At 68.0% G+C, this 19,271-nt stretch carries 17 protein-coding genes; 5 read left to right on the top strand and 12 right to left on the bottom strand.

Annotated elements, in window-relative coordinates; genetic code table 11:
- Positions 1 to 2 precede the first annotated feature (2 nt).
- The 10 genes from ACMUOY_RS03525 to ACMUOY_RS03480 form a co-directional block, all read right to left on the bottom strand.
- A complete protein-coding gene (locus ACMUOY_RS03525) occupies positions 3 to 425 on the bottom strand; it encodes a putative toxin-antitoxin system toxin component, PIN family (protein ID WP_413891151.1) in 423 nt (140 codons plus the stop codon).
- Between the two features lie 152 nt (positions 426 to 577).
- Positions 578 to 1,876, bottom strand: coding sequence for a THUMP domain-containing class I SAM-dependent RNA methyltransferase (locus ACMUOY_RS03520; RefSeq protein ID WP_413891149.1), 1,299 nt, complete (start codon positions 1,874 to 1,876; stop codon positions 578 to 580).
- On the bottom strand, positions 1,873 to 3,426 hold the full coding sequence (locus ACMUOY_RS03515; RefSeq protein ID WP_413891147.1) for an RNA polymerase factor sigma-54: 1,554 nt from the start codon (positions 3,424 to 3,426) through the stop codon (positions 1,873 to 1,875). Before ACMUOY_RS03515 ends, ACMUOY_RS03520 begins: the two co-directional genes overlap by 4 nt.
- 103 nt (positions 3,427 to 3,529) lie before the next feature.
- Positions 3,530 to 4,321 carry an LPS export ABC transporter ATP-binding protein gene (gene lptB / locus ACMUOY_RS03510; RefSeq protein ID WP_413891145.1) on the bottom strand — a complete coding sequence of 264 codons (792 nt, stop codon included), beginning with the start codon at positions 4,319 to 4,321 and terminating at the stop codon, positions 3,530 to 3,532.
- Positions 4,318 to 4,950, bottom strand: coding sequence for a lipopolysaccharide transport periplasmic protein LptA (gene lptA, locus ACMUOY_RS03505; RefSeq protein ID WP_413891143.1), 633 nt, complete (start codon positions 4,948 to 4,950; stop codon positions 4,318 to 4,320). Before lptA ends, lptB begins: the two co-directional genes overlap by 4 nt.
- A 109-nt stretch (positions 4,951 to 5,059) precedes the next feature.
- The gene (locus ACMUOY_RS03500) at positions 5,060 to 5,710 is read right to left on the bottom strand and encodes a thiol:disulfide interchange protein DsbA/DsbL (RefSeq protein ID WP_413891141.1); all 651 of its coding nucleotides are present in this window, start codon (positions 5,708 to 5,710) and stop codon (positions 5,060 to 5,062) included.
- Positions 5,711 to 5,775: 65 nt separating this feature from the next.
- Positions 5,776 to 6,417, bottom strand: a complete 642-nt coding sequence (locus ACMUOY_RS03495) for an SPOR domain-containing protein (protein WP_413891139.1) — start codon at positions 6,415 to 6,417, stop codon at positions 5,776 to 5,778.
- A gap of 8 nt (positions 6,418 to 6,425) precedes the next feature.
- On the bottom strand, positions 6,426 to 8,099 hold the full coding sequence (gene argS, locus ACMUOY_RS03490; RefSeq protein ID WP_413891137.1) for an arginine--tRNA ligase: 1,674 nt from the start codon (positions 8,097 to 8,099) through the stop codon (positions 6,426 to 6,428).
- A 29-nt stretch (positions 8,100 to 8,128) separates the two neighbouring features.
- Complete coding sequence (locus tag ACMUOY_RS03485; protein WP_413891135.1) at positions 8,129 to 8,581, bottom strand: DUF2214 family protein; 453 nt, start codon at positions 8,579 to 8,581, stop codon at positions 8,129 to 8,131.
- Positions 8,578 to 9,585 carry a LysR family transcriptional regulator gene (locus ACMUOY_RS03480; RefSeq protein WP_413891133.1) on the bottom strand — a complete coding sequence of 336 codons (1,008 nt, stop codon included), beginning with the start codon at positions 9,583 to 9,585 and terminating at the stop codon, positions 8,578 to 8,580. Before ACMUOY_RS03480 ends, ACMUOY_RS03485 begins: the two co-directional genes overlap by 4 nt.
- Before the next feature lie 372 nt (positions 9,586 to 9,957).
- Between ACMUOY_RS03480 and ACMUOY_RS03475 the strand changes: the two genes are divergently transcribed.
- The 3 genes from ACMUOY_RS03475 to ACMUOY_RS03465 are packed head-to-tail and all read left to right on the top strand — an operon-like array spanning position 9,958 to position 13,796.
- Complete coding sequence (locus ACMUOY_RS03475; protein WP_413891131.1) at positions 9,958 to 11,175, top strand: 6-phosphofructokinase; 1,218 nt, start codon at positions 9,958 to 9,960, stop codon at positions 11,173 to 11,175.
- 43 nt (positions 11,176 to 11,218) lie between these two features.
- Complete coding sequence (locus ACMUOY_RS03470) at positions 11,219 to 12,328, top strand: 6-phosphofructokinase (protein WP_413891129.1); 1,110 nt, start codon at positions 11,219 to 11,221, stop codon at positions 12,326 to 12,328.
- A gap of 25 nt (positions 12,329 to 12,353) precedes the next feature.
- The gene (locus ACMUOY_RS03465; RefSeq protein ID WP_413891127.1) at positions 12,354 to 13,796 is read left to right on the top strand and encodes a patatin-like phospholipase family protein; all 1,443 of its coding nucleotides are present in this window, start codon (positions 12,354 to 12,356) and stop codon (positions 13,794 to 13,796) included.
- Between the two features lie 114 nt (positions 13,797 to 13,910).
- On the opposite strand, the gene ACMUOY_RS03460 is transcribed toward ACMUOY_RS03465, so the two are convergent.
- Together ACMUOY_RS03460 and ACMUOY_RS03455 are read right to left on the bottom strand one after the other, a co-directional pair.
- A complete protein-coding gene (locus ACMUOY_RS03460) occupies positions 13,911 to 15,821 on the bottom strand; it encodes an acyl CoA:acetate/3-ketoacid CoA transferase (RefSeq protein WP_413891125.1) in 1,911 nt (636 codons plus the stop codon).
- Between the two features lie 72 nt (positions 15,822 to 15,893).
- Positions 15,894 to 16,241 (bottom strand): hypothetical protein, encoded by a 348-nt coding sequence (locus ACMUOY_RS03455; RefSeq protein ID WP_413891123.1) that lies wholly within the window; start codon positions 16,239 to 16,241, stop codon positions 15,894 to 15,896.
- Between the two features lie 220 nt (positions 16,242 to 16,461).
- Here ACMUOY_RS03455 and ACMUOY_RS03450 point away from each other — a divergent pair, with 220 nt between their 5' ends.
- Positions 16,462 to 17,829, top strand: a complete 1,368-nt coding sequence (locus ACMUOY_RS03450; protein ID WP_413891121.1) for a sensor histidine kinase — start codon at positions 16,462 to 16,464, stop codon at positions 17,827 to 17,829.
- A 9-nt stretch (positions 17,830 to 17,838) separates the two neighbouring features.
- Positions 17,839 to 19,239, top strand: a complete 1,401-nt coding sequence (locus ACMUOY_RS03445) for a sigma-54-dependent transcriptional regulator (RefSeq protein WP_413891119.1) — start codon at positions 17,839 to 17,841, stop codon at positions 19,237 to 19,239.
- Positions 19,240 to 19,271: the final 32 nt, after the last annotated feature.

The following is a 19,271-nucleotide window of genomic DNA, read 5'->3' as shown; positions in this document are numbered from 1 at the left end:
TTTCAGGCCGGTTGGTGCGCCAGCGCGATACCCACGTGCACGCCCAGCGCCGCCAGCCGCTTGCGCATCCTGAGCACCGCGCGGTCCTTGCTCAGCAGCGCGCAGCGGTGGCGCACCGCCAGGTCGATGAAGATCTGGTCATCGGGGTCGGCGCAGGTCACGGGCGCCTTGGGCGCGGCTTCGACCCGCCGGGCATGCCGGTCGAACGCCGCGAGCACCTCGTCTGCCTGCAGGCCATAGAAGGCCAGTCGGGGCACGATCTGCGCATAGCCCAGCACACGGGCCAGCTCGATGCGCATGTCGGGGGTGGCGATCCACTGCAGGGAGCCGTCTTGCAGCCCCGCGCGCAAGGGCAGCGCGGCAGCGTCGCTGAACACGAAGGCGTCCAGCACGATGTTGGTGTCAAGAACGACAAGTGCCCCCACGCTCGTCACTGCGTGTGCTTCGCTGGCCTTGCAGGCCGCGGAGCCGTCTGAGCCGGCTCCTCTTCGGGCTGTCCCGGCCTGCGCAGGCAGGCCAGCAGCCGCAGCCCTCAGCCCCGAGGGGTCCCTCGCGCCTTGGGGCGGCCCGGCGGCGCTCATGCGCCCGCCGGGCCGCGATGCTGACCTTTCACCAGGTCGAAGCGGAACAACCGGCATTCGATAGGGCCGTTCCACATGGGCACGCGCCGGCTTTCCTTGAGGCGCATGCGTCCGGGCAGCTTGAGGTCGGGGGTCAGCATCCAGGCGGTCCAGCCGGGGTAGTTCTTCTTCCAGTGGCTGGCGAGCTGGGGGAAGAAATCACCGCCGTCGTCGGTGTGAGCGGTTTCCCGACTGGCCTGAATGGTCTGGACAGGCTGGGCGGCGCGGGCGCCGGCCAATGCGCCGGGCTGGAAACTGCCACGACCCGGACGGCCCCCGGAGCCCGCCACGCCCGCCACGGCGATGCGTTCGCCATACGGTGGATTCAGCAACATCACGCCGGGCTGCTCGCAGGGCGGCAGGCGCTGCAGGGCGTCTCCGCCGCGGAACTGCACCGCATGGGCCACGCCGGCGCGCTCGGCGTTGCGCTGGGCAAAGTCCACCATCCGGTGCGCCACATCGCTGCCGAAGACGGGCGCGCTGGGGGCGTGCTCGGCGGCCTGGGCCTGTGCTTTCATCGCTTCCCAGACATGGGGCTGGAAGGGCAGCAGCTTCTCGAAGCCGAAGCGCCGCCGCGAGCCGGCCGCGATCCCACAGGCGATCTGTGCCGCCTCGATGGCGATGGTGCCGCTGCCGCAGCAGGGGTCGTACAGCGGCACGCCGTCTGCGGCCAGAACGTCCCAGCCGCTGGCGGCGATCATGGCGGCAGCCAGGGTTTCCTTCAGCGGCGCCTCGCCGGTGTCCTCGCGCCAGCCGCGCTTGAACAGCGGCTCGCCGGAGGTGTCGATGTACAGCGTGGCGGTGTCGGTGGTCAGGTGGGCATAGATGCGTACGTCGGGCCACTGGGTGTTCACGTCGGGGCGCACGCCAGTTTTCTGGCGGAAGCGGTCGGCCACAGCGTCCTTGATCTTGAGCGCGGCAAAGTTCAGGCTGGTCAGCGGGCTGTGCTGCGCGGTGACCTCGATCTTGAAGGTCTGTTTGGTGGTGAACCAGATCTCCCACGCCACGGCGCTGGCGGCTTCGTACAGGTCGCGCTCGCTGCGGTAGCTCGTGAGCGAGAGCTGCACCAGCACGCGTTGCGCCAGGCGGCCGTGCAGGTTGAGCCCCATCACATCGCGCCAGGACGCGCGCGCCAGCACGCCGCCGCGGTGTGTCAGCAGGTCCTGGCCCTTCAGCCCCGTCAGGTGGTGGACTTCATGGGCCAGCAGTTCCTCCACACCGGCGGCGCAGGGCAGAAACAGTTGCAGTTGGTTCACAGTGCTTTTCTCAGATTGGCCGGCGCGATTTTCAGAGCGTCACGGTATTTGGCCACCGTGCGCCGGGCGCATTCGATGCCCTGCTCCTTGAGCATGTCGGAGATCTGGTTGTCGCTCAGGGGCTTTTTCGGGCTCTCGGAGGCGACGAACTGCTTGATCAGCGCGCGCACGGCCGTGCTGGACGCATTGCCGCCGGTCTCGGTGCCCAGGCCGGAGCCGAAGAAGTATTTCAGCTCAAAGGTGCCAAACGGCGTGGCCATGTACTTGGCCGTGGTCACGCGGCTGATGGTGGACTCGTGCAGGCCCAGTTCGTCCGCGATCTCGCGCAGCACCAGCGGCCGCATGGCCAGTTCGCCGTGCACGAAAAAGCTCTTCTGCCGTTCGACGATGGCATTGGACACGCGCAGGATGGTGTCGAAGCGCTGCTGGATGTTCTTGATGAACCAGCGCGCTTCCTGCAGCCGCTGCTGCAGCGCCTGGCTGCCTTCGCCCTTGTGCTGGCGCAGGGCGTTGGCGTAGATGTCGTGCACGCGCAGGCGCGGCATCACGTCGGCGTTGAGCCGCACCGCAAAGCGGGGCTGCCCGCCACCGCTCAGGCGGGTCACGATGACGTCGGGGATGATGATGTTGCGCTCGACGTCGACAAAGCGCCGACCCGGCTTGGGCTCCAGCCGCCCGATGAGGCCGATGGCCGCGCGCACGTCGGCCTCGGTGTCGCTGCACAGCTGCATCAGGCGCTTGATGTCGCGCCGCGCCAGCAGCTCCATGGGTTGTGCACAGATGCGCAGTGCGGTGGCGGCGATCGCATCGCCCGGCGAGTCGGCCAGGCGCGCCTTGAGTTGCAGGCTCAGGCATTCGCCCAGGTGGCGCGCGCCCACGCCGGTGGGTTCCAGCGACTGGAGCAAGCCCAGCGCCATGCTGAAGCGGTGCTCCAGTTCTTCGGCCTGCTCCAGGTCGTCGCCGGCCAGGCCCGCGGCCAGCGAGGCGAGGGAGTCTTCCAGGTAGCCGTCGTCGTTGAGCGACTCGATCAGGAAGCGCAGCGCCGCGCGGTCCACCTCGCTCAGGCGCAACGCCAGCGCCTGGCGGTGCAGGAAGGTCGTGAGCGACTCCTGGCTGCGCGCCAGCTCGGAGGCGTCGGCGCGCTCATCTTCGTCGCCCAGGTTGTTCTTGCGCGCGGGGGCGTCGCCGCCCCATTCGCTGTCGTCCGGCAAGACCTCGGTCGTGCCGTCGCCTTCCCAGCTCTCCGGAACTGCAACTTCCGATTCATTCTGGTCACTTGCCAGCGTCGCCTGGTCATTGCTTGCTATCGAACTGGAAGCACTCTCCGCCTCAAGGTCATCGCGGCGCACCGGGGTGTCGACCTGCGGCAGTCCGAATTCCTCACGCGGCGCCTCCTCGGCGTTCAGCTCCAGGAACGGGTTGTCGTCGAGCATCTGCTCGACCTCCTGGCTGAGCTCCAGTGTGGAAAGCTGCAGCAAACGGATCGACTGCTGCAGCTGGGGAGTGAGTGCTAGATGCTGCGAAACCCGCAGCGAAAGGCCCTGCTTCATGGTCGCACGGCGACCAGACGCCGCAGCGCCGGGCCGCCCCTAGCAAGGCGGGCCCACCCGGGGGGCAGCGCAGCACACGCAGTGGCAAGCGTGGGGGCCATCATTACATGCGGAAGTGCTCGCCCAAGTACACGCGGCGCACCTCGGCGTTGTCCACGATCTCTGCCGGCGTACCCTTGGCCAGCACCTTGCCGTCGCTGATGATGTAGGCGTGGTCACAGATGCCCAGGGTCTCGCGCACGTTGTGGTCGGTGATCAGCACGCCGATGCCGCGCGACTTGAGGAAGGCGACGATGCGCTGGATCTCGATCACCGCGATCGGGTCGATGCCGGCAAACGGCTCGTCCAGCAGGATGAAGCGCGGCTGGGTGGCCAGCGCGCGGGCGATCTCCACGCGCCGGCGCTCGCCGCCCGACAGCGCGGGCGCTGGCGAGTCGTACAGATGCTCCACGCGCAGGTCCTGCAGCAGGCCGTTCAGGCGACGGTCGATCTCGGCCTTGTCCAGCGGTTTGCCGGCGCTGTCGTGCTGCAGCTCCAGCACCGCACGCACGTTCTCCGAGACGGTGAGCTTGCGAAAGATCGACGCCTCCTGCGGCAAATAGGACAGACCCAGGCGCGAGCGCCGGTGGATCGGCATGGAGTCGATGCGCTGGCCGTCGATGCTGATCTCGCCGGCGTCGGCCCGCACCAGACCGACGATCATGTAGAAGGATGTGGTCTTGCCCGCGCCGTTGGGGCCCAGCAGGCCGACCACCTCGCCATTGAGGACGCTCAGCGACACATCCTTGACGACCTGGCGCTTGCCATAGGACTTCTGAAGGCTGCGCACCTCCAGCCGGCTCGCGCCGGCAGCCTCAATGCCCGTTGCGGGCACCGCCAGTGCCGCGCCGTTCACTTGCGCTCCCCGCCCAGGCTGCTGCTGGGACGCAGGGCCGGCGCGGGCTGCGAGGCGGTCGCACGCGCAGCCGGGGCCGCCCCCGATGCCGCGCGAGCGGGTGCCGACGCCGCCTGGCGCGGCGCCAGGATCGCCCGCACGCGCCCCCCGCCCCCGGCTTGCCCATCCACGGTGAAGATCTCGGTGGTGCCGTTGTAGACGATCACGCTGCCGAAGACCTCGTCGGCAATGGTTGCGCCCTGGAAGCGGCGCAGTTCGGCCTTGCGCAGCAGGCGCACGGTGTCCGCTGCGCTGTCGTATTCGATCTGCTCGGCCTCACCCTCGATGAACTCGTCCATGCCCTCGCGCTTTTGCCGGAAATAGGCGCGCTGCCCGGGATCGGCAGTCAGGATGCCGAACTGGTTGCCCTGCACGTCCTGGCGCACTTCGAGCCGCGCGCCACGCATGGCGATGGTGCCCTTGTTGGCGGTCACCCGCCCGGTGAAGAGGGTGATCTGTTTCTGGTCATCGTGACGCAACGCATCGGCGTCGATGGTCAGCGGCTTGTCTCGGTCGGCACGCTCGGCGTGCGCGCAGGCCCCCGCCAAGGCCAGGGCGGCAGTCAACAGGGCGGGATACAGATGTTTCATAAAGGCACGAATCTTGCTGATCATTGTAAAGGCCCGGTTGGGCATTGCCCGGCGTGCGCCCACAAAAAAGCCCGCCGTGGCGGGCCGGGCCTGATCCGCGGGGCCGCGCTCAGCGTGCCTTGCGCACCTCGGCCAGCAGGTAGTCGGTGACCAGCAACGCGCGCTCCATGCTGCCGGCCAGCGAGCCATCGGTGTAGTACCGCCCGGCAATGCCGAGCGCCGGCACCCCCTCGACCTTGTAGGCGTCCTGCAGCTGCACCGCCCGGCGCAGCTTGCTGGCCACCGAGAACGAGCGGAAGGTTTCAGTGAACTTCGCCTTGTCCAGCCCCTGCTTTTCGGCCCAGGCAATAATGGCCTCGTCGGTGTTGAGCGCCTGGCGCTCGCCGTGCACCGCCCGAAAGACCTTGGCATGCAGCTCGTCGACCTTGTTCATGGCCTCCAGCGTGTAGTACAGGCGCTGCTGCGGTGAAAAGTCGTCGCGGAAGGCCACCGGCACGCGCTTGAAGCTCACGTCCTTGGGCAGGCTTTTCACCCAGGCCTCCAGCGTCGGCTCGAACGCGTTGCAGTGCGGGCAGCTGTACCAGAAGAATTCGACCACCTCGATCTTGCCGGCGGGCGCGTCCGTCGGGGCTTGCTTGCCCAGCACCAGGTAGTCCTTGCCTTCACGCGGCTTGGCCGGCTGCGCCCGCGCGGCGGTGGCGCCGAGCATGGCGGGCACGAGAACGGCAGCCGCCGTCAGGGAAAATTCACGACGTTTCATTGATTCACACTCCTATCGGTTCATGGAGCACGCCGGCTCCGGTAAGTTCCGGCCCCGCGCGGCATTTACCGTTGCACGCGCACCAGCGTGGATTCCATCCCGCCGGCGTCGATGCGTTCCTTCATGCGGTCGGCCGCTTCCTTGTTGTCGAACGGGCCCACGCGCACCCGGTACACCGTGCGACCGGACTGTTCACGCTCGGTCACTTTGGCCTCGACACCCATCAGGCTGAGCTTGGCACGCTGGGCCTCGGCGTCTTCGGGCGTGCGAAACGCGCCGGCTTGCACCAGATAGGTGAACGGGTCGGCCGTGGCGCCGGACTTGGACTTGGCCAGATCGCCGAGCGGATCTGCCCCTGTTGCGGCTGCCGCCGGTTTGGGCGGGGCTGCGGCCGCTGGCGGATTGTCGGCCGGTCGGGCGCCCTTGGCGGATGCGGACGCGGCCGCCGCAGCGGGCGCCGCAGCCGGCTCGCTGGCTGCCGAGGCGGGCCGCGCCGGGTTCTTGCCATACAAGGGCGCGTTCGGGTCCCAGTTCTTGTTCTTCTGCGCCTCGGCCGCATCCTGCTCGGCCTTGCGCGGCTGGTTCTTGTTCATGAAGGGCACGGGCACCTTGGTCACGTAGATGGCCACGGCCAAGGCGCCGGCCAGCCCGATCACCACACCGATGATGATGCCCAGAAAGGTGCCGCCATGTTGTGCTTGTCTCATCTTGTCTCTCACATCCGGTTGGGCGCCGAAACACCCAGCACCGCCAGGCCATTGTGCAATACCTGTGCCGTGGCGGCGATCAGCGCCAGCCGCGCGCGTTTGATGGCTTCGTCGTCGACCAGGATGCGCTCGGCATCGTAATAGCTGTGGTAGGTCGCGGCCAGGTCACGCAAATAGAAGGTCACGTCGTGCGGGGCGTTGTCCTGCGCGGCCGCAGTGAGCATCTCGGGATATTTCGCCAGCGCCAGCATCAGCGTCTGGGCCGCCGTGCTGTCCAGCGGCGAAAGGTCGGTCTCGCCCAGCTCGGACGCATCCCCGCCCCAGGCCGCCAGCACCGAGCAGATGCGTGCATGGGCGTACTGCACGTAATAGACCGGGTTGTCGTTGTTCTTCTGCACGGCCAGATCGACGTCGAAGGTGTATTCGGTGTCGGGCTTGCGCGACAGCAGGAAGAAGCGCACGGCGTCGGTGCTGGTCCATTCGATCAGGTCGCGCAGCGTGACGTAGCTGCCGGCGCGCTTGCTGATCTTGACTTCCTCGCCGCCCTTGACCACCCGCACCATGGTGTGCAGCACGTAGTCCGGGTAGCCCTCGGGGATGCCCACACTGGCCGCCTGCAGGCCGGCGCGAACGCGCGCGATCGTCCCGTGGTGGTCGGTGCCCTGGATGTTGACGACCTTGGTGAAGCCGCGCTCCCACTTGGCAATGTGATAGGCCACGTCCGGCACGAAGTAGGTGTAGCCGCCATCGCCCTTGCGCATCACGCGGTCCTTGTCGTCGCCGTAGTCGGTGGACCGCAGCCACAGCGCGCCATCCTGCTCGTAGGTCTTGCCGTTGGCGACCAGCCGGTTCACCGTGGCCTCGACGCGGCCGCTGGTGTACAGGCTGGACTCCAGGTAGTAGTGGTCGAAACGGACCTGGAAGGCCTTCAGGTCCAGATCCTGCTCGTGGCGCAGGTAGGCCACGGCGAACTGGCGGATGCTGTCCAGGTCCTCGATGTCGCCGCTGGCCGTAAATGCGCGGTCGTCCGACGTGACGGTCTTGCCGGCAATGAAATCGTTGGCAATGTCCTGGATGTACTCGCCGTTGTAGGCGGCTTCGGGCCACTCGGCGTCACCGGGCTTGAAGCCTTTGGCGCGCAGCTGGGTGCTGTTGGCCAGCGTGGCGATCTGCACGCCGGCGTCGTTGTAATAGAACTCGCGGTACACCTGCCAGCCCTGCGTCGCGAACAGGTTGCAGATCGCGTCGCCCAAAGCGGCCTGGCGCCCGTGGCCGACGTGCAGCGGGCCGGTCGGGTTGGCCGAGACGAACTCGACCAGCACGCGTTCGTTACGCGGCGCCTGGAAGCCGAAGCACGCCCCCGCCTGCAGCACCGCGCTCACGATCTGCTGCTTGGCCGCAGGCTGGAGCCGGATATTGATGAAGCCGGGGCCGGCGATGTCGATGTCCGAAACCCAGCGCTGGTAAGCCGGCAGGGCCAACAAGGCGGTACGCAGAGTTTCGGCCAGCTGGCGCGGGTTGAGCCTGAGCGGCTTGGCCAACTGCATCGCGGCGGTGCAGGCGAAGTCGCCGTGGGCGGCCACCTTGGGCGACTCGAAGGCAGCCTTGGAGCCAGCGCCGGGGGAGAGTTGTTCCAGCGCGTCGGCCAGCGCCGCGAGCAATTCCTGTTTGACTGAGAGCATCGGGGGATTTTACGGGCCGGTGCGTACTCTCATGAGCCGAAACCGCGCGCCAGCAGCACGGCAGCCAGAGGCACCAGCGCCAGCAGGTGCGCCTGCCACATCACCAGGCGACGCACCCGGCGCACCTCCTGCGGCGGCGGCAAGCCTGCCCCGGCGTCCAGCGCGCGCCGCCAGCGAATGAACATCCGGGTCGGCTGGATCGACAGCGCACCGATCACCACCAGCAACGCCAGCTTGGCGTGCAGCCAGGGGTTGCCCCAGTACCAGGCGCTGCCCTTCATGCCCAGATCGATGCGCGCCAGTCCGGTCAGTAGCACGGCCAGCGCCGACAGCCCGTAGATCAGGTCCAGCCGGCCCAGGCGGCGCACCACGGCTTCGTTCATCCACTCGGCGCGGCACAGCGCGGCCTCGCTGGACAGGAACACGACCAGCGAGAGAATGGCCAACAGGTGGGCGTAGGCCAGACCGGCTTCAAGGCTCATGCGGCCGCGCTCCGACCGGGCGCGCCCGGCAGCACGCCCCGCCAGAAGGTGGCTTGCCCATAGTGGTGCTTCAGGTAGTCCATCCACAGCCTCAGTCGCAGCGGCAGGTGCTTGCGCTGCGGAAACACCACATAGATGCCGTTCGGCGGCGCGCCGAATTCTTCCAGCACGGGCACCAGCAGGCCCGCTGCGATTTCGGCCTCGACCTCCCAGGTGCTGCGCCAGGCAATGCCGTAGCCGGCCAGGCACCAGTCGTGCAGAACCTGCCCGTCCGAGCAGTCCAGTGGCCCGCCCGGCTTGAAGTGCACGACCTCGCCGGCGCCGTCCGCGGGCAGCCCCGCGCCTGGCACGGCGCCTTCCTGCTTTCGCCCACCGGTGTTGCGCGGAACACGAAACGCCCAGCCGCGCGTCTGCGAGGCGTCGCTGGACAGGGTCAGACAGTCAAAACGCGCCAGTTCGGCCGGATGCTGCGGCGTGCCATGTTGCTGCAGGTAGCGTGGGGCGGCCACGCACAGGCGCCGGTTGTCGGCCAGGCGCACGCTGACCAGCGAGGAATCGGGCATGTCGCCCACACGCACCGCGCAGTCGAAACCTTCGCCGGCCAGGTCCACCACGCGGTCGCTGAGGTTGAGAGAAATCGTCACCTCCGGGTGCAGTTCCCGAAAGCGTGGCACCAGCGGCGCCACATGCCGTCGGCCAAAGCCGGCCGGCGCCGTGATGCGCAGGTGCCCGCTGGCCTTCACACCGCCCTCGGACACGCTGGCCTCGGCATTGGCCACGTCGGCCAGCAGGCGTTGGCAGTCTTCCAGAAACGCACTGCCTTCGTGCGTCAGCGTGATGCGCCGCGTGGTGCGCACCAGCAGCTTCACGCCCAGGTGCTCCTCCAGCGCGTCGAGCCGCCGGCCCATGATGGCTGGCGCCACGCCCTCGGCCTTGGCGGCCGCCGTCAAGCTGCCCTTGGTGGCGACAGAGACAAAGGATTCGAAGGCCTTGAGTTTGTCCATGCGCACAGATTAGGCGGATGAAAGTCAAAAATCAACCCCTTTCATCGATTGATTTCATCCCGGACACAAGCCTCCCGTCGCAGCACATGCAGGTCCAAAGCCTTTGGGGGCGCTCACCACGGCACACCCTCGGGCGTGCCGCGCCTCGGGTCACCTATCTTCGGCCTGGAGAAGCCCTGACTTCAAGGCGCCGGCGGCCCGGCCGCCCCGGGGCTTCGCCCTGAACGGGCATGAAAAATGCCTGCAGTTCCGCTGCGAGGGCCCTACGGCGCTCCGGCCATCTGACGTGGCGCCAGAACCGGCTTGCCGGCGGCTTCGGGGGCACAATGACACCCTCGACGTTCTCCACCCTCAAGAACAAAGGAAATCCCCGTGGCATCCGGAAAAATACTCGTCGCCCAGGGCGGCGGCCCCACCGCCGTCATCAACCAGTCCCTGGTGGGCGTGGCACTGGAGGCGCGCCGCTTCGGCAACATCGAGCGCATCTACGGTGCACGGCACGGCGTGCGCGGCATCGTCAATGAAGATTTTGTCGACCTGACGCAGGAAACCCACCACAATCTGGAGCTGGTGGCCGGCACGCCCGCCTCGGCGCTAGGCTCCACCCGCGACAAGCCCGACTTGGCCTATTGCCAGGAAATCTTCAAGGTGCTGCAGGCGCACGAAATCGAGCACTTCTTCTACATCGGCGGCAACGATTCGTCCGACACGGTGCGCATCGTAAGCCTGGAGGCGCAAAAAGCCGGTTATCCGCTGCGCAGCATCCACATCCCGAAGACGATCGACAACGACCTGGTCGGCAACGACCACACGCCGGGCTTTCCGTCGGCCGCGCGCTTCGTCGCGCAGGCCTTCGCCGGGGCCAACCTGGACAACGCGGCCCTGCCCGGCGTGTATGTCGGCGTCGTGATGGGGCGCCATGCGGGCTTTCTGACCGCTGCCTCCACGCTGGGCAAAAAGTTTCCCGACGACGGCCCGCACCTGATCTACCTGCCCGAGCGCACGTTCAATCTGGAGAATTTCCTGGCCGACGTGAAAAGCATGTACGAGCGCCATGGCCGCTGCGTGATTGCCGTATCCGAAGGCATCCACGACGCCAGCGGCAAGCCGATGGCCGCCCTGCTGGCCAAAGATCTGGAGCACGACGCGCACGGCAACGTGCAGCTTTCCGGCAATGGCGCGCTGGCGGACCTGCTGTGCGAGGAGATCAAGGCCAAGCTCAAGATCAAGCGCGTGCGCGGCGACACCTTCGGCTACCTGCAGCGCTCGTTCATCGGCTGCGTCTCGGACGTGGACCAGCGCGAGGCGCGCGAAGTGGGCGAAAAGGCCGTGCAGTTCGCGCTGTGGGGCGGGCGCGATGGCTCGGTCGCGATCAAGCGCACCGGTTTCTATTCGGTCGATTACGAGCTGCTGCCGCTGGAAGCCGTGGCCGGAAAGACGCGCGTGATGGAGGACGAATTCATCGCCGCCAGCGGCACCGATGTGACCGACGCGTTCCGCATGTACCTGCGCCCGCTGCTGGGCTCCGGCATGCCCGACGCCTTCAGGCTGCGCCACAACCCGGTGGCCAAGGTGCTGCACAAGGCTTAGCGCTCGCCCGTTTCTTCCAATGTTGATTCAGAGGGATACCTGCATGTCCAGCACCATTCGACGCATCGCCGTGTGCACAGGGGGCGGCGATGCCCCGGGCCTGAACGCCGTGATCCGCTCGGTCGTCGTCGCCGCCATCAACCGTGGGTGGGAGTGCTACGGCATCCGCGACGGCTTCAACGGCATCCTGTTTCCCGAGCGCTACCCCGACGGCGGCGTGTTCCGCCTCACCAAGGAGCGGGTGCGCGGCATTGCCCACCTCGGCGGCACCATCCTGGGCACCACCAACCGCGGCAACCCGCTGCACTTCCCGATGAAGATGCCGGATGGCAGCACCCGCGACGTGGACCGCTCGGGCGAGATCCTCGAATACTTTGCGATGAAGGAACTGGACGCGCTGGTGTCCATCGGCGGCGACGGCTCGCTCACCATCGCCAACGCGCTGCACCAGAAGGGCCTGCGCGTCGTGGGCGTGCCCAAGACCATCGACAACGACCTCGACAAGACCTTCACCACCTTCGGCTTCGACACCGCCGTGGCCTTCGCCACCGAGTGCCTGGACCGCCTGCACAGCACGGCCGAGAGCCACCAGCGGGTGATGGTGGTGGAAGTGATGGGGCGCTATGCCGGCTGGATCGCGCTGCACACCGGCATTGCCGGCAACGCGCATGCGGTGCTGATCCCCGAGATCCCCTTTGACATCGACAAGGTGGCCGCCAAGGTGGTCGCCCGCGACGTCGAGGGACACCCCTACACCATCGTGCTGGTGGCCGAGGGCGCTGAGCCGGCGCACGGGCACCGCGAGGTGGTGGAGGCGGCCGAGATCGGCCACGCCGAGCGCCTGGGTGGCATCGGCGAACGGGTCGGCCGGGCCATCCAGGAACGCACTGGCAAGGACACGCGGGTGGTGGTGCTCGGCCACCTGCTGCGCGGCGGCAGCCCGACCTCCTTCGACCGGCTGGCGGCCATGCGCTTCGGAACCGCCGCCGTGCGCGCGCTGGGCGAGGGGCAGTCCGGCATCATGGTGGCGCTCGGCTTCCCGAATGTGAACTACGTCGCGCTGGAGGAAGTCGCCGGGCGCATGAAGGCCGTGCCGCTGGACAGCGACACCTTGCAGACCGCGCGCGACCTGGGTATCGAACTCGGCGACTGACCTGTGCGTTCCGATGATCCCCGCCATGCGTGTCGCGCGAAAACCTGATTCGGCCCACGGGACTGAACCCAGCGACCGCCGCAAGCCCTGGGCCCTGCGGGCCACGGCGCTGGCGGCCGCCGTTCTGGTGAGCGCCTGCACCAGCTTCGGTGTCATCGACAACAAGCCCCTGCTGAGCGGGGAAGACCGGCCCGGCTACACGCTGGAAACCTTCAACCGCACCCTGAACCAGCGCTCGGACGAGCTGTCGCTGGCGGTGGCGTTTTCCGGCGGCGGCACGCGCGCGGCCGCGCTGGCCTACGGCGTGATGCAGGAACTGCGCGACACCCGCGTGCGCCTGCAAGGTACCGAGCGCAGCCTGCTGGAGGCGGTCAACGTCATCAGTTCGGTCTCCGGCGGCAGCTTCACCTCGGCCTACTACGGCCTCTACGGCAACCGCCTCTTCGAGGACTTCGAGGCGCGGTTCCTGCGGCGCAACATCGAAGGCGCCCTGCTGCGCAGCCTGTTCAACCCGCTGCAGTGGTTCAGCAGCCACGACCGCACCGAGACCGCGGTGTCGTACTACAAGGAGAACCTGTTCGGCGAGGCCACCTTCAGCGACCTGATCCGCAAGAACGCGCCGCTGATCCTCATCAACACGTCCGACCTGGCGTCGGGCGAGCGCTTCACCTTCAGCCAGGAATACTTCGACCTGCTGTGCTCGGACCTCAACAGCTTCTCGCTGGCGAGGGCTGTGACCGCGTCCAGCGCGGTGCCGGTGGTCTTCGATCCGGTGGTCGTCGAGAACTACAGCGGCTGCTCGCGCCGCCCCCCCGCCTGGCTGACGGCCGCGCGCCAGCGCGATGCCAACGACCCCAACCTGGCCATGGTCGTTCGCGACAACGAAACCTACAACGACAAGGTGCGCCACCGCTATGCGCAGTTCGTCGATGGCGGCATCACCGACAACCTGGGTCTGCGCGCCATGCTCGACACCATCGAGCTGGTCGGCGGCGCGCGCCAGTTCCAGAAGGACATGAACATCCAGGTGCCGCAGCGCATTGCCTTCATCTCGGTCAACGCAGCCGCGGACACGCCCCTGGGCATCGGCGCCACGAGCCGAGCCCCCTCGATCGAGAACACGCTGAACGCGGTCACCAACATCCAGTTGCACCGCTACAACGTGGCCACGCTGCAGCAGACGCAGCAAAGCGTCGAGGCCTGGGCCCGGCAGCTGTCGACCCCGCAGCGCCCCGTGACTCCGTACTTCATCCGCCTGAGCTTCGACAGCATGCCGGACGGGCCGCTGCGGCGCTTTCTGAACGAGATCCCCACCAGCTTCGCGCTGAGCGCTGACCAGGTGGACCAGCTGATCGCCACCGGGCGTGAATTGCTGCGCACCCACCCGGACTACCAGAGACTGGTGGCCAGCCTGGGGGGCGTGGTGGGCGTGATGGGCGCCGCCACACCGGCTACACCAGCCAGGTGATCGCCGGGCGATCCGGCCGTCATAAGTATCTTTTTTGTAGCAACGAAAGACCAACCCACCCTGGGTTATCGGCAAAATTCATCAGAACCGGTGCTGACAGGCCGGTCGCAGCCCTTACAGCCTCGACTTCAGGAAGCCGGTGGTTCCGTAGCGGGTGACGCGGCCATAGAACGCCGCGGCCAGGCGCTTGACCATGGCCGAATACTCGTCGAGCAGCTCCGGCACGATGCCGAAATGGTCGTAGTTCACCACCACGTCCACCCGATGGCCCAGGGGCTCCAGCCGCTCGCGCACGGCCGCCTCCAGCGCCGCAATGACGGAGCTCGAATTGACCTGCAGGCCCGAGAAGTCGATATGGAAGCGGCGACGGGCCGCATCCAGCGCGAAACGCTCGTCGAGCGGGCGGTCCAGCAGCTGCTCGCGCAGGCCCATGGTCTCCTCGTCGAACAGGCGCGCGTCCATCGCCTGCAGGTCGGCGCTGATGCGCGGCTCGAACGACATGTGGTCGAGCACGTCGCGTTGCAGGTCGATGCCGGGTGCCAGTTCGATCAACTCCAGCGCGCTGGCGCCCTCGGGGTCGGCCACCAGCTGGAATACGCAGCGCTCGGTCACGTACAGCACGCGCTGCCCGCGCTTGAGCGCTTCGGAGCCGCTGAAAGTGCGGTGCTCGACTTCGCGCACGAACTTGCGCGCGCCGCCTTCATGCGTGATGCGCAGCTGGCGATCCTTCACGCGCACCTCCAGCGCGCCGGCGGTGAAGGTGCCGACAAACACCACGATGCGCGCGTTCTGGCTGATGTTGATGAAGCCGCCCGCCCCCGCCAGACGCGGGCCGAACTTGCTGACGTTGAGGTTGCCGTGCTGGTCGGCCTGCGCCAGCCCGAGGATGGCGATGTCCAGCCCGCCGCCGTCGTAGAAGTCGAACTGGTTGGGCTGGTCGATGATGGCCTGCGGATTCACCGCCGCGCCGAAATTCAGCCCGCCGGCCGGAATGCCGCCGACCACGCCGGGCTCGGCCGTCAGCGTGACCAGGTCGATGATGCGCTCCTCGGCCGCGACGCTGGCCACGCCCTCCGGCATGCCGATGCCCAGATTCACCACCTGGTGCGGGCGCAGCTCCAGGGCCGCGCGGCGCGCAATGATCTTGCGCTCGGACAGGCCCATCGGCAGCACGCTGTCCATGGGCACACGGATCTCGGCCGAGAACGCCGGGTTGTAGGGCTCGGCGAAGGTCTGCTGGTGGTGCGCCGGGTCGATGGCCACCACCACCGCGTCGACCAGCACGCCGGGCACCTTGACCTGGCGCGGATGCAGCGTGCCGCGTTCGGCGATGCGCTCCACTTGCGCGATCACCACGCCGCCCGAGTTGCGCGCGGCCATGGCGATGGCCAGCGCCTCCAGGGTGAGGGCCTCGCGCTCCATCGTGAGGTTGCCGTCAGGATCGGCCGTGGTGGCACGGATGATCCCGACCTGGATCGGGAAGGCCTTGTAAAACAGGTAGTCCTCGCCATCGATCGGCATGACACGCACCAGATCCTCGGTGGTGCGCGCATTGAGCTTGCCACCGCCGTGACGCGGATCCACAAACGTGTCCAGCCCGACCCGCGTGAGCGTGCCGGGCTTGCCGGCGGCGATGTCGCGAAACAGGTGCGTGATCACACCCTGCGGCAGACACCAGGCTTCGATCAAGTTGTCCACCGCCAGCTTCTGCACCGTCGGCACCAGGCCCCAGTGTCCGCCGATCACGCGGCGCAGCAGGCCGGGGTGGCCCAGGTGGTTGAGGCCTCGCGTCTTCCCATCGCCCTGTCCAGCCGCATAAACCAAGGCCAGGTCGCGCGGCTGCTGGGTGGCCACATAGCGCTCTTCCAGCGCCACCGCGATGGCCTCGGCAAAGCCGATGCCGACAAAGCCGCCGGTGGCCACCGTGTCGCCGTCATGGATCAGCTGCACCGCCTCGGCCGCGCTGACGATCTTGTTCTTGTAGGGGCTGTGGCTGGCGTGGTGGGACTGGATATGGGCGGGCATGGCAGGCTGGAGTGCAGGCAGGAAGGAGCCCCAAGGCTACACCGTGCGCGCCGTCGCGGGCAAGCCGCAGCGTCAACGCCGGCGGGGTCCGGCACCACCGGGCATCAGGCTGGCCGGCACCAGCCCATGGAACAGGGGGGTGAGTTCGGCCAGTGTCGCCGCGGCGGCGGCCTCGCCACAGCGGCGCGACAAGGCCTGCATCAATTCGCTGCGGAAATACCAGAGTGTCTGCGCATCCGCCGCCATGGCAATCTGGCGCGCGAGCACGGACACCCCACCGGCCGGGCCCTGCATCAGTTCACGCAGCATGCGCTCGCGGATGCGGTGGGTGCGCCGCTGGGCATCGGACCGCTCAGGGGATGCGGCGCCGCCGAGCCAGCCAAAGAAGCTGTCGCGCAAGCTGGGTTTGCCGATTCGCATGGTGGATGTCCGTGGCCTGGTTGACCTGACGCCCGCCGTCAGGTTCGATCCTTGCATTGCATGGGATGTGCCAGACCTGAATGACTGAAGAACATCCATATGAATCAAGCACTTGCAACCATGCCCCACCCAAAGATGGGGGAAATCACGCAGACCACCCCCGGAGAATTGGGTGAAATCACCCAGTTGGCGTAGAGTGCCCCACCGGAGAACCCCCAGCATGGCCCCCGATTCCCGCCCCATCCCGCCGCTGAACCTCAAGCGGCGTTTTGCCGTGACGAGCCTGGCGGTGATCGTCATCATCGCCCTGGGGCTGGGCTGGCTGCTGTCGAACATGCTGACGCAGCGCATGCTGCAACGCGAAGGCGAAGTCACGATGGACTTCGTGCAGAACCTGCTCACCACCGACCACTCGGGCGGCTTCTTTCTGAACCCGCAGGACCCGGAGCTGCGCACGCGCTTTCTCAGTTCGATGGAGCACGTGACCAGCATGCGCGAGCCGGTGCGCGCCAACGCCTACAGCCGTGATGGCACGATGCTCTGGTCCACCGACGCCGCGCTGGTGGGCCGGCGCTACCCAGTGAACGACGAGCTCGACGACGCGCTCAAGGGAGAGCTGGTGGTGCATTCCGGGCGCCTGGGCAGCGACGGCCCGGCCAAGGCCGAGCACGAGGGCCTGGCGCTGCGCGCGCCGTTCTTTGTCGAGAGCTACATCCCGGTGCGCGACGCCCCCGGCGGACAGGTCGTGGGCGTGATGGAGTTCTACAAGGTGCCAGTGCAACTCAACGAGGCGATCCGCGAAGGCCTGATCCAGCTCTGGCTGGCCTGCGCGGCCTCGGCACTCGGCCTGTTCCTGTCGCTGTACTGGATCGTGGCGCGTGCCGACCGCACCCTGCGCGAGCAGCAGGCCCGGCTGGCCGAGACCCAGACCCTGGCCACCGCCGTCGAACTGGCGGGGGCCGTGGCGCACAACCTGCGCAACCCGCTGGCCTCGATCCGGGTTTCGGCCGAGATGCTGCAGGACGGCACCTCCGAGCCGGCGGAAACCACCGAGCACTGCCAGGACATCACCTCGGCCGTGGACCGCGCCGACCGCTGGATCACCGAGCTGGTGCGCGTCTCGCAGGCGCCGCAGCTGCAGGACGAGGCCGTGGCGCTGGGCCCGCTGGTGCGCGCCTGCCTGGAGGAGATGGGCGCCGAGATGATGCGCCGCAACATCCGCTGGCAGGCACCCGAGCACGACCCGGCTCCGGTGCGCGCGCACCCCGCCATGCTGCGCCAGATCGTGCTGAGCCTGATTGCCAACGCCATCGACGCCATGCCCGACGGCGGCGAAATCACGGCCACCCTGCAGCAGACCGGCGCACGCTGCGTGCTGCGCCTCACCGACACCGGCCACGGCATTTCCGACGAGGTGCGCCAGCGCCTGTTCCGCCCCTTCTTCAGCACCAAGAGCGGCGGGCTGGGCATCGGGCTGGCACTGGTCAAACGCATGGTCACGCAATGGCAGGGCGAGGTCACGCTGAGCGCCAATTCGCCGCGGGGCACCTGTGTCGAAATCGTGCTGCCCCGCGCCGCCACCTCCTGAGGACGCCCCATGGCCATGCTGCTGATCATTGAAGACGAGGCCGTGCTGGCCCGCAACGTTGCCCGCTTTTTCGAGAAGCTCGGGCACACCGTGGAGGTCGCTCACGACGGCCCGGCCGGCGTGGAGGCGGCACGCCGCGTCATGCCCGACGTGGCCATCGTGGACTTCCAGTTGCCGGGCCTGGATGGCCTGGAGGTCATCGGCGCGCTGCGCAAGATCGACGCCGAGCTGCGCTGCGTGATGGTGACGGGACACGCCAGCGTGCCGGTGGCGATCGACGCGATGAAGGCCGGCTACATGGACCTGCTGACCAAGCCTGTGGCGCTGGCCAGCCTGAAGGCCGTGGTGGACCGTGCGCTGGCCGAGCGCGGCACGCGCCGGGCGCTGGACTACTACCAGAAGAAAGAGGCCGACGAATCCAGCCTGGAGGCGCTCGCCGGCGACTCGGCGCCCATGCAGGCGCTGCGCGACCTGGTGCGCACCATGGCCCTGAGCGAACCGGCCGATGGCTCCCCCGGCGCGCCAGTCCTGGTTCTGGGCGAGACCGGCGCCGGCAAGGAGCTGGTGGCGCGCGCCTGCCACTACGCGGGTCCGCGCGCCTCGGCCCCGTTCGTGGAAATCAACTGTGCCGCGCTGCCGGCGCACCTGATCGAGGGCGAGCTGTTCGGCCATGAGAAGGGCGCCTTCACCGACGCGCAGGCGCGCAAGATCGGCCTGATCGAGGCCGCCGACGGCGGCACGCTGTTCCTGGACGAGATCGGCGAGCTCGACCTGTCGCTGCAGGCCAAGCTGCTGCGCGTGCTGGAGAACTTCCGCGTGCGCCGCCTGGGCGCGCTGCAGGACCGGCTGGTCAACGTGCGCGTGGTCTGCGCCACCAACCGCGACCTGGACCAGCTGGTGGAGGCCGGGCGCTTTCGTGCCGATCTGCTGTACCGCCTGCGGGTGTTCCAGATCAACATCCCCCCGTTGCGCGCGCGCGGCGACGACGTGCTGCTGCTGGCGCGGCGCTTCCTGGCCCAGATGGCGCAGCGCTATGGCAAGGCACCGCCGATGCTCGATGCGTCGGCCTGCGACGCCTTGCGCGCACACACCTGGCCCGGCAACGTGCGCGAGCTGCGCAACGTGGTGGAGCGGGCCGTGCTGCTGAACCAGGGCCAGCCGCTGGGCGCGGCCGATCTGGCGCTGGGCCCGCGCCCGGCAGCTCCGCGCGCGGCGGCCGCCGCCCCGGGGCCGGCCGGCGGCGCCTCGCTGGAGGCCGTTGAGCGCCAGCACCTCATCCAGGCCCTGGAGCAGGCCCAATGGAACGTGACGCGCGCCGCCCGGCTGCTCGACATCAGCCGCGACACCCTGCGCTACCGCATCGAAAAACACGGCCTGCAGCGGCCGGCGGGCCAAACCATCGTCGATTAGGTTTATTCTTGTCACGGATAAACCACTATCGA

This window comes from Candidatus Skiveiella danica, assembly GCF_022705245.1.
GTDB classification, from domain to species: Bacteria; Pseudomonadota; Gammaproteobacteria; order Burkholderiales; family Burkholderiaceae_C; genus Skiveiella; species Skiveiella danica.
Note: the sequence above shows the minus strand (reverse complement) of the source record. Positions and strands in the feature narration are given on the sequence as shown.

Excerpts from the sequence above, each read along its gene's own strand:
- ACMUOY_RS03515 (WP_413891147.1), bottom strand. The coding sequence starts at position 3,426 with ATGAAGCAGGGCCTTTCGCTGCGGGTTTCGCAGCATCTAGCACTCACT.
- lptA (WP_413891143.1), bottom strand. The coding sequence starts at position 4,950 with ATGAAACATCTGTATCCCGCCCTGTTGACTGCCGCCCTGGCCTTGGCG.
- ACMUOY_RS03500 (WP_413891141.1), bottom strand. The coding sequence starts at position 5,710 with ATGAAACGTCGTGAATTTTCCCTGACGGCGGCTGCCGTTCTCGTGCCC.
- ACMUOY_RS03495 (WP_413891139.1), bottom strand. The coding sequence starts at position 6,417 with ATGAGACAAGCACAACATGGCGGCACCTTTCTGGGCATCATCATCGGT.
- argS (WP_413891137.1), bottom strand. The coding sequence starts at position 8,099 with ATGCTCTCAGTCAAACAGGAATTGCTCGCGGCGCTGGCCGACGCGCTG.
- ACMUOY_RS03485 (WP_413891135.1), bottom strand. The coding sequence starts at position 8,581 with ATGAGCCTTGAAGCCGGTCTGGCCTACGCCCACCTGTTGGCCATTCTC.
- ACMUOY_RS03480 (WP_413891133.1), bottom strand. The coding sequence starts at position 9,585 with ATGGACAAACTCAAGGCCTTCGAATCCTTTGTCTCTGTCGCCACCAAG.
- ACMUOY_RS03470 (WP_413891129.1), top strand. The coding sequence starts at position 11,219 with ATGTCCAGCACCATTCGACGCATCGCCGTGTGCACAGGGGGCGGCGAT.
- ACMUOY_RS03465 (WP_413891127.1), top strand. The coding sequence starts at position 12,354 with ATGCGTGTCGCGCGAAAACCTGATTCGGCCCACGGGACTGAACCCAGC.
- ACMUOY_RS03460 (WP_413891125.1), bottom strand. The coding sequence starts at position 15,821 with ATGCCCGCCCATATCCAGTCCCACCACGCCAGCCACAGCCCCTACAAG.
- ACMUOY_RS03455 (WP_413891123.1), bottom strand. The coding sequence starts at position 16,241 with ATGCGAATCGGCAAACCCAGCTTGCGCGACAGCTTCTTTGGCTGGCTC.
- ACMUOY_RS03450 (WP_413891121.1), top strand. The coding sequence starts at position 16,462 with ATGGCCCCCGATTCCCGCCCCATCCCGCCGCTGAACCTCAAGCGGCGT.
- ACMUOY_RS03445 (WP_413891119.1), top strand. The coding sequence starts at position 17,839 with ATGGCCATGCTGCTGATCATTGAAGACGAGGCCGTGCTGGCCCGCAAC.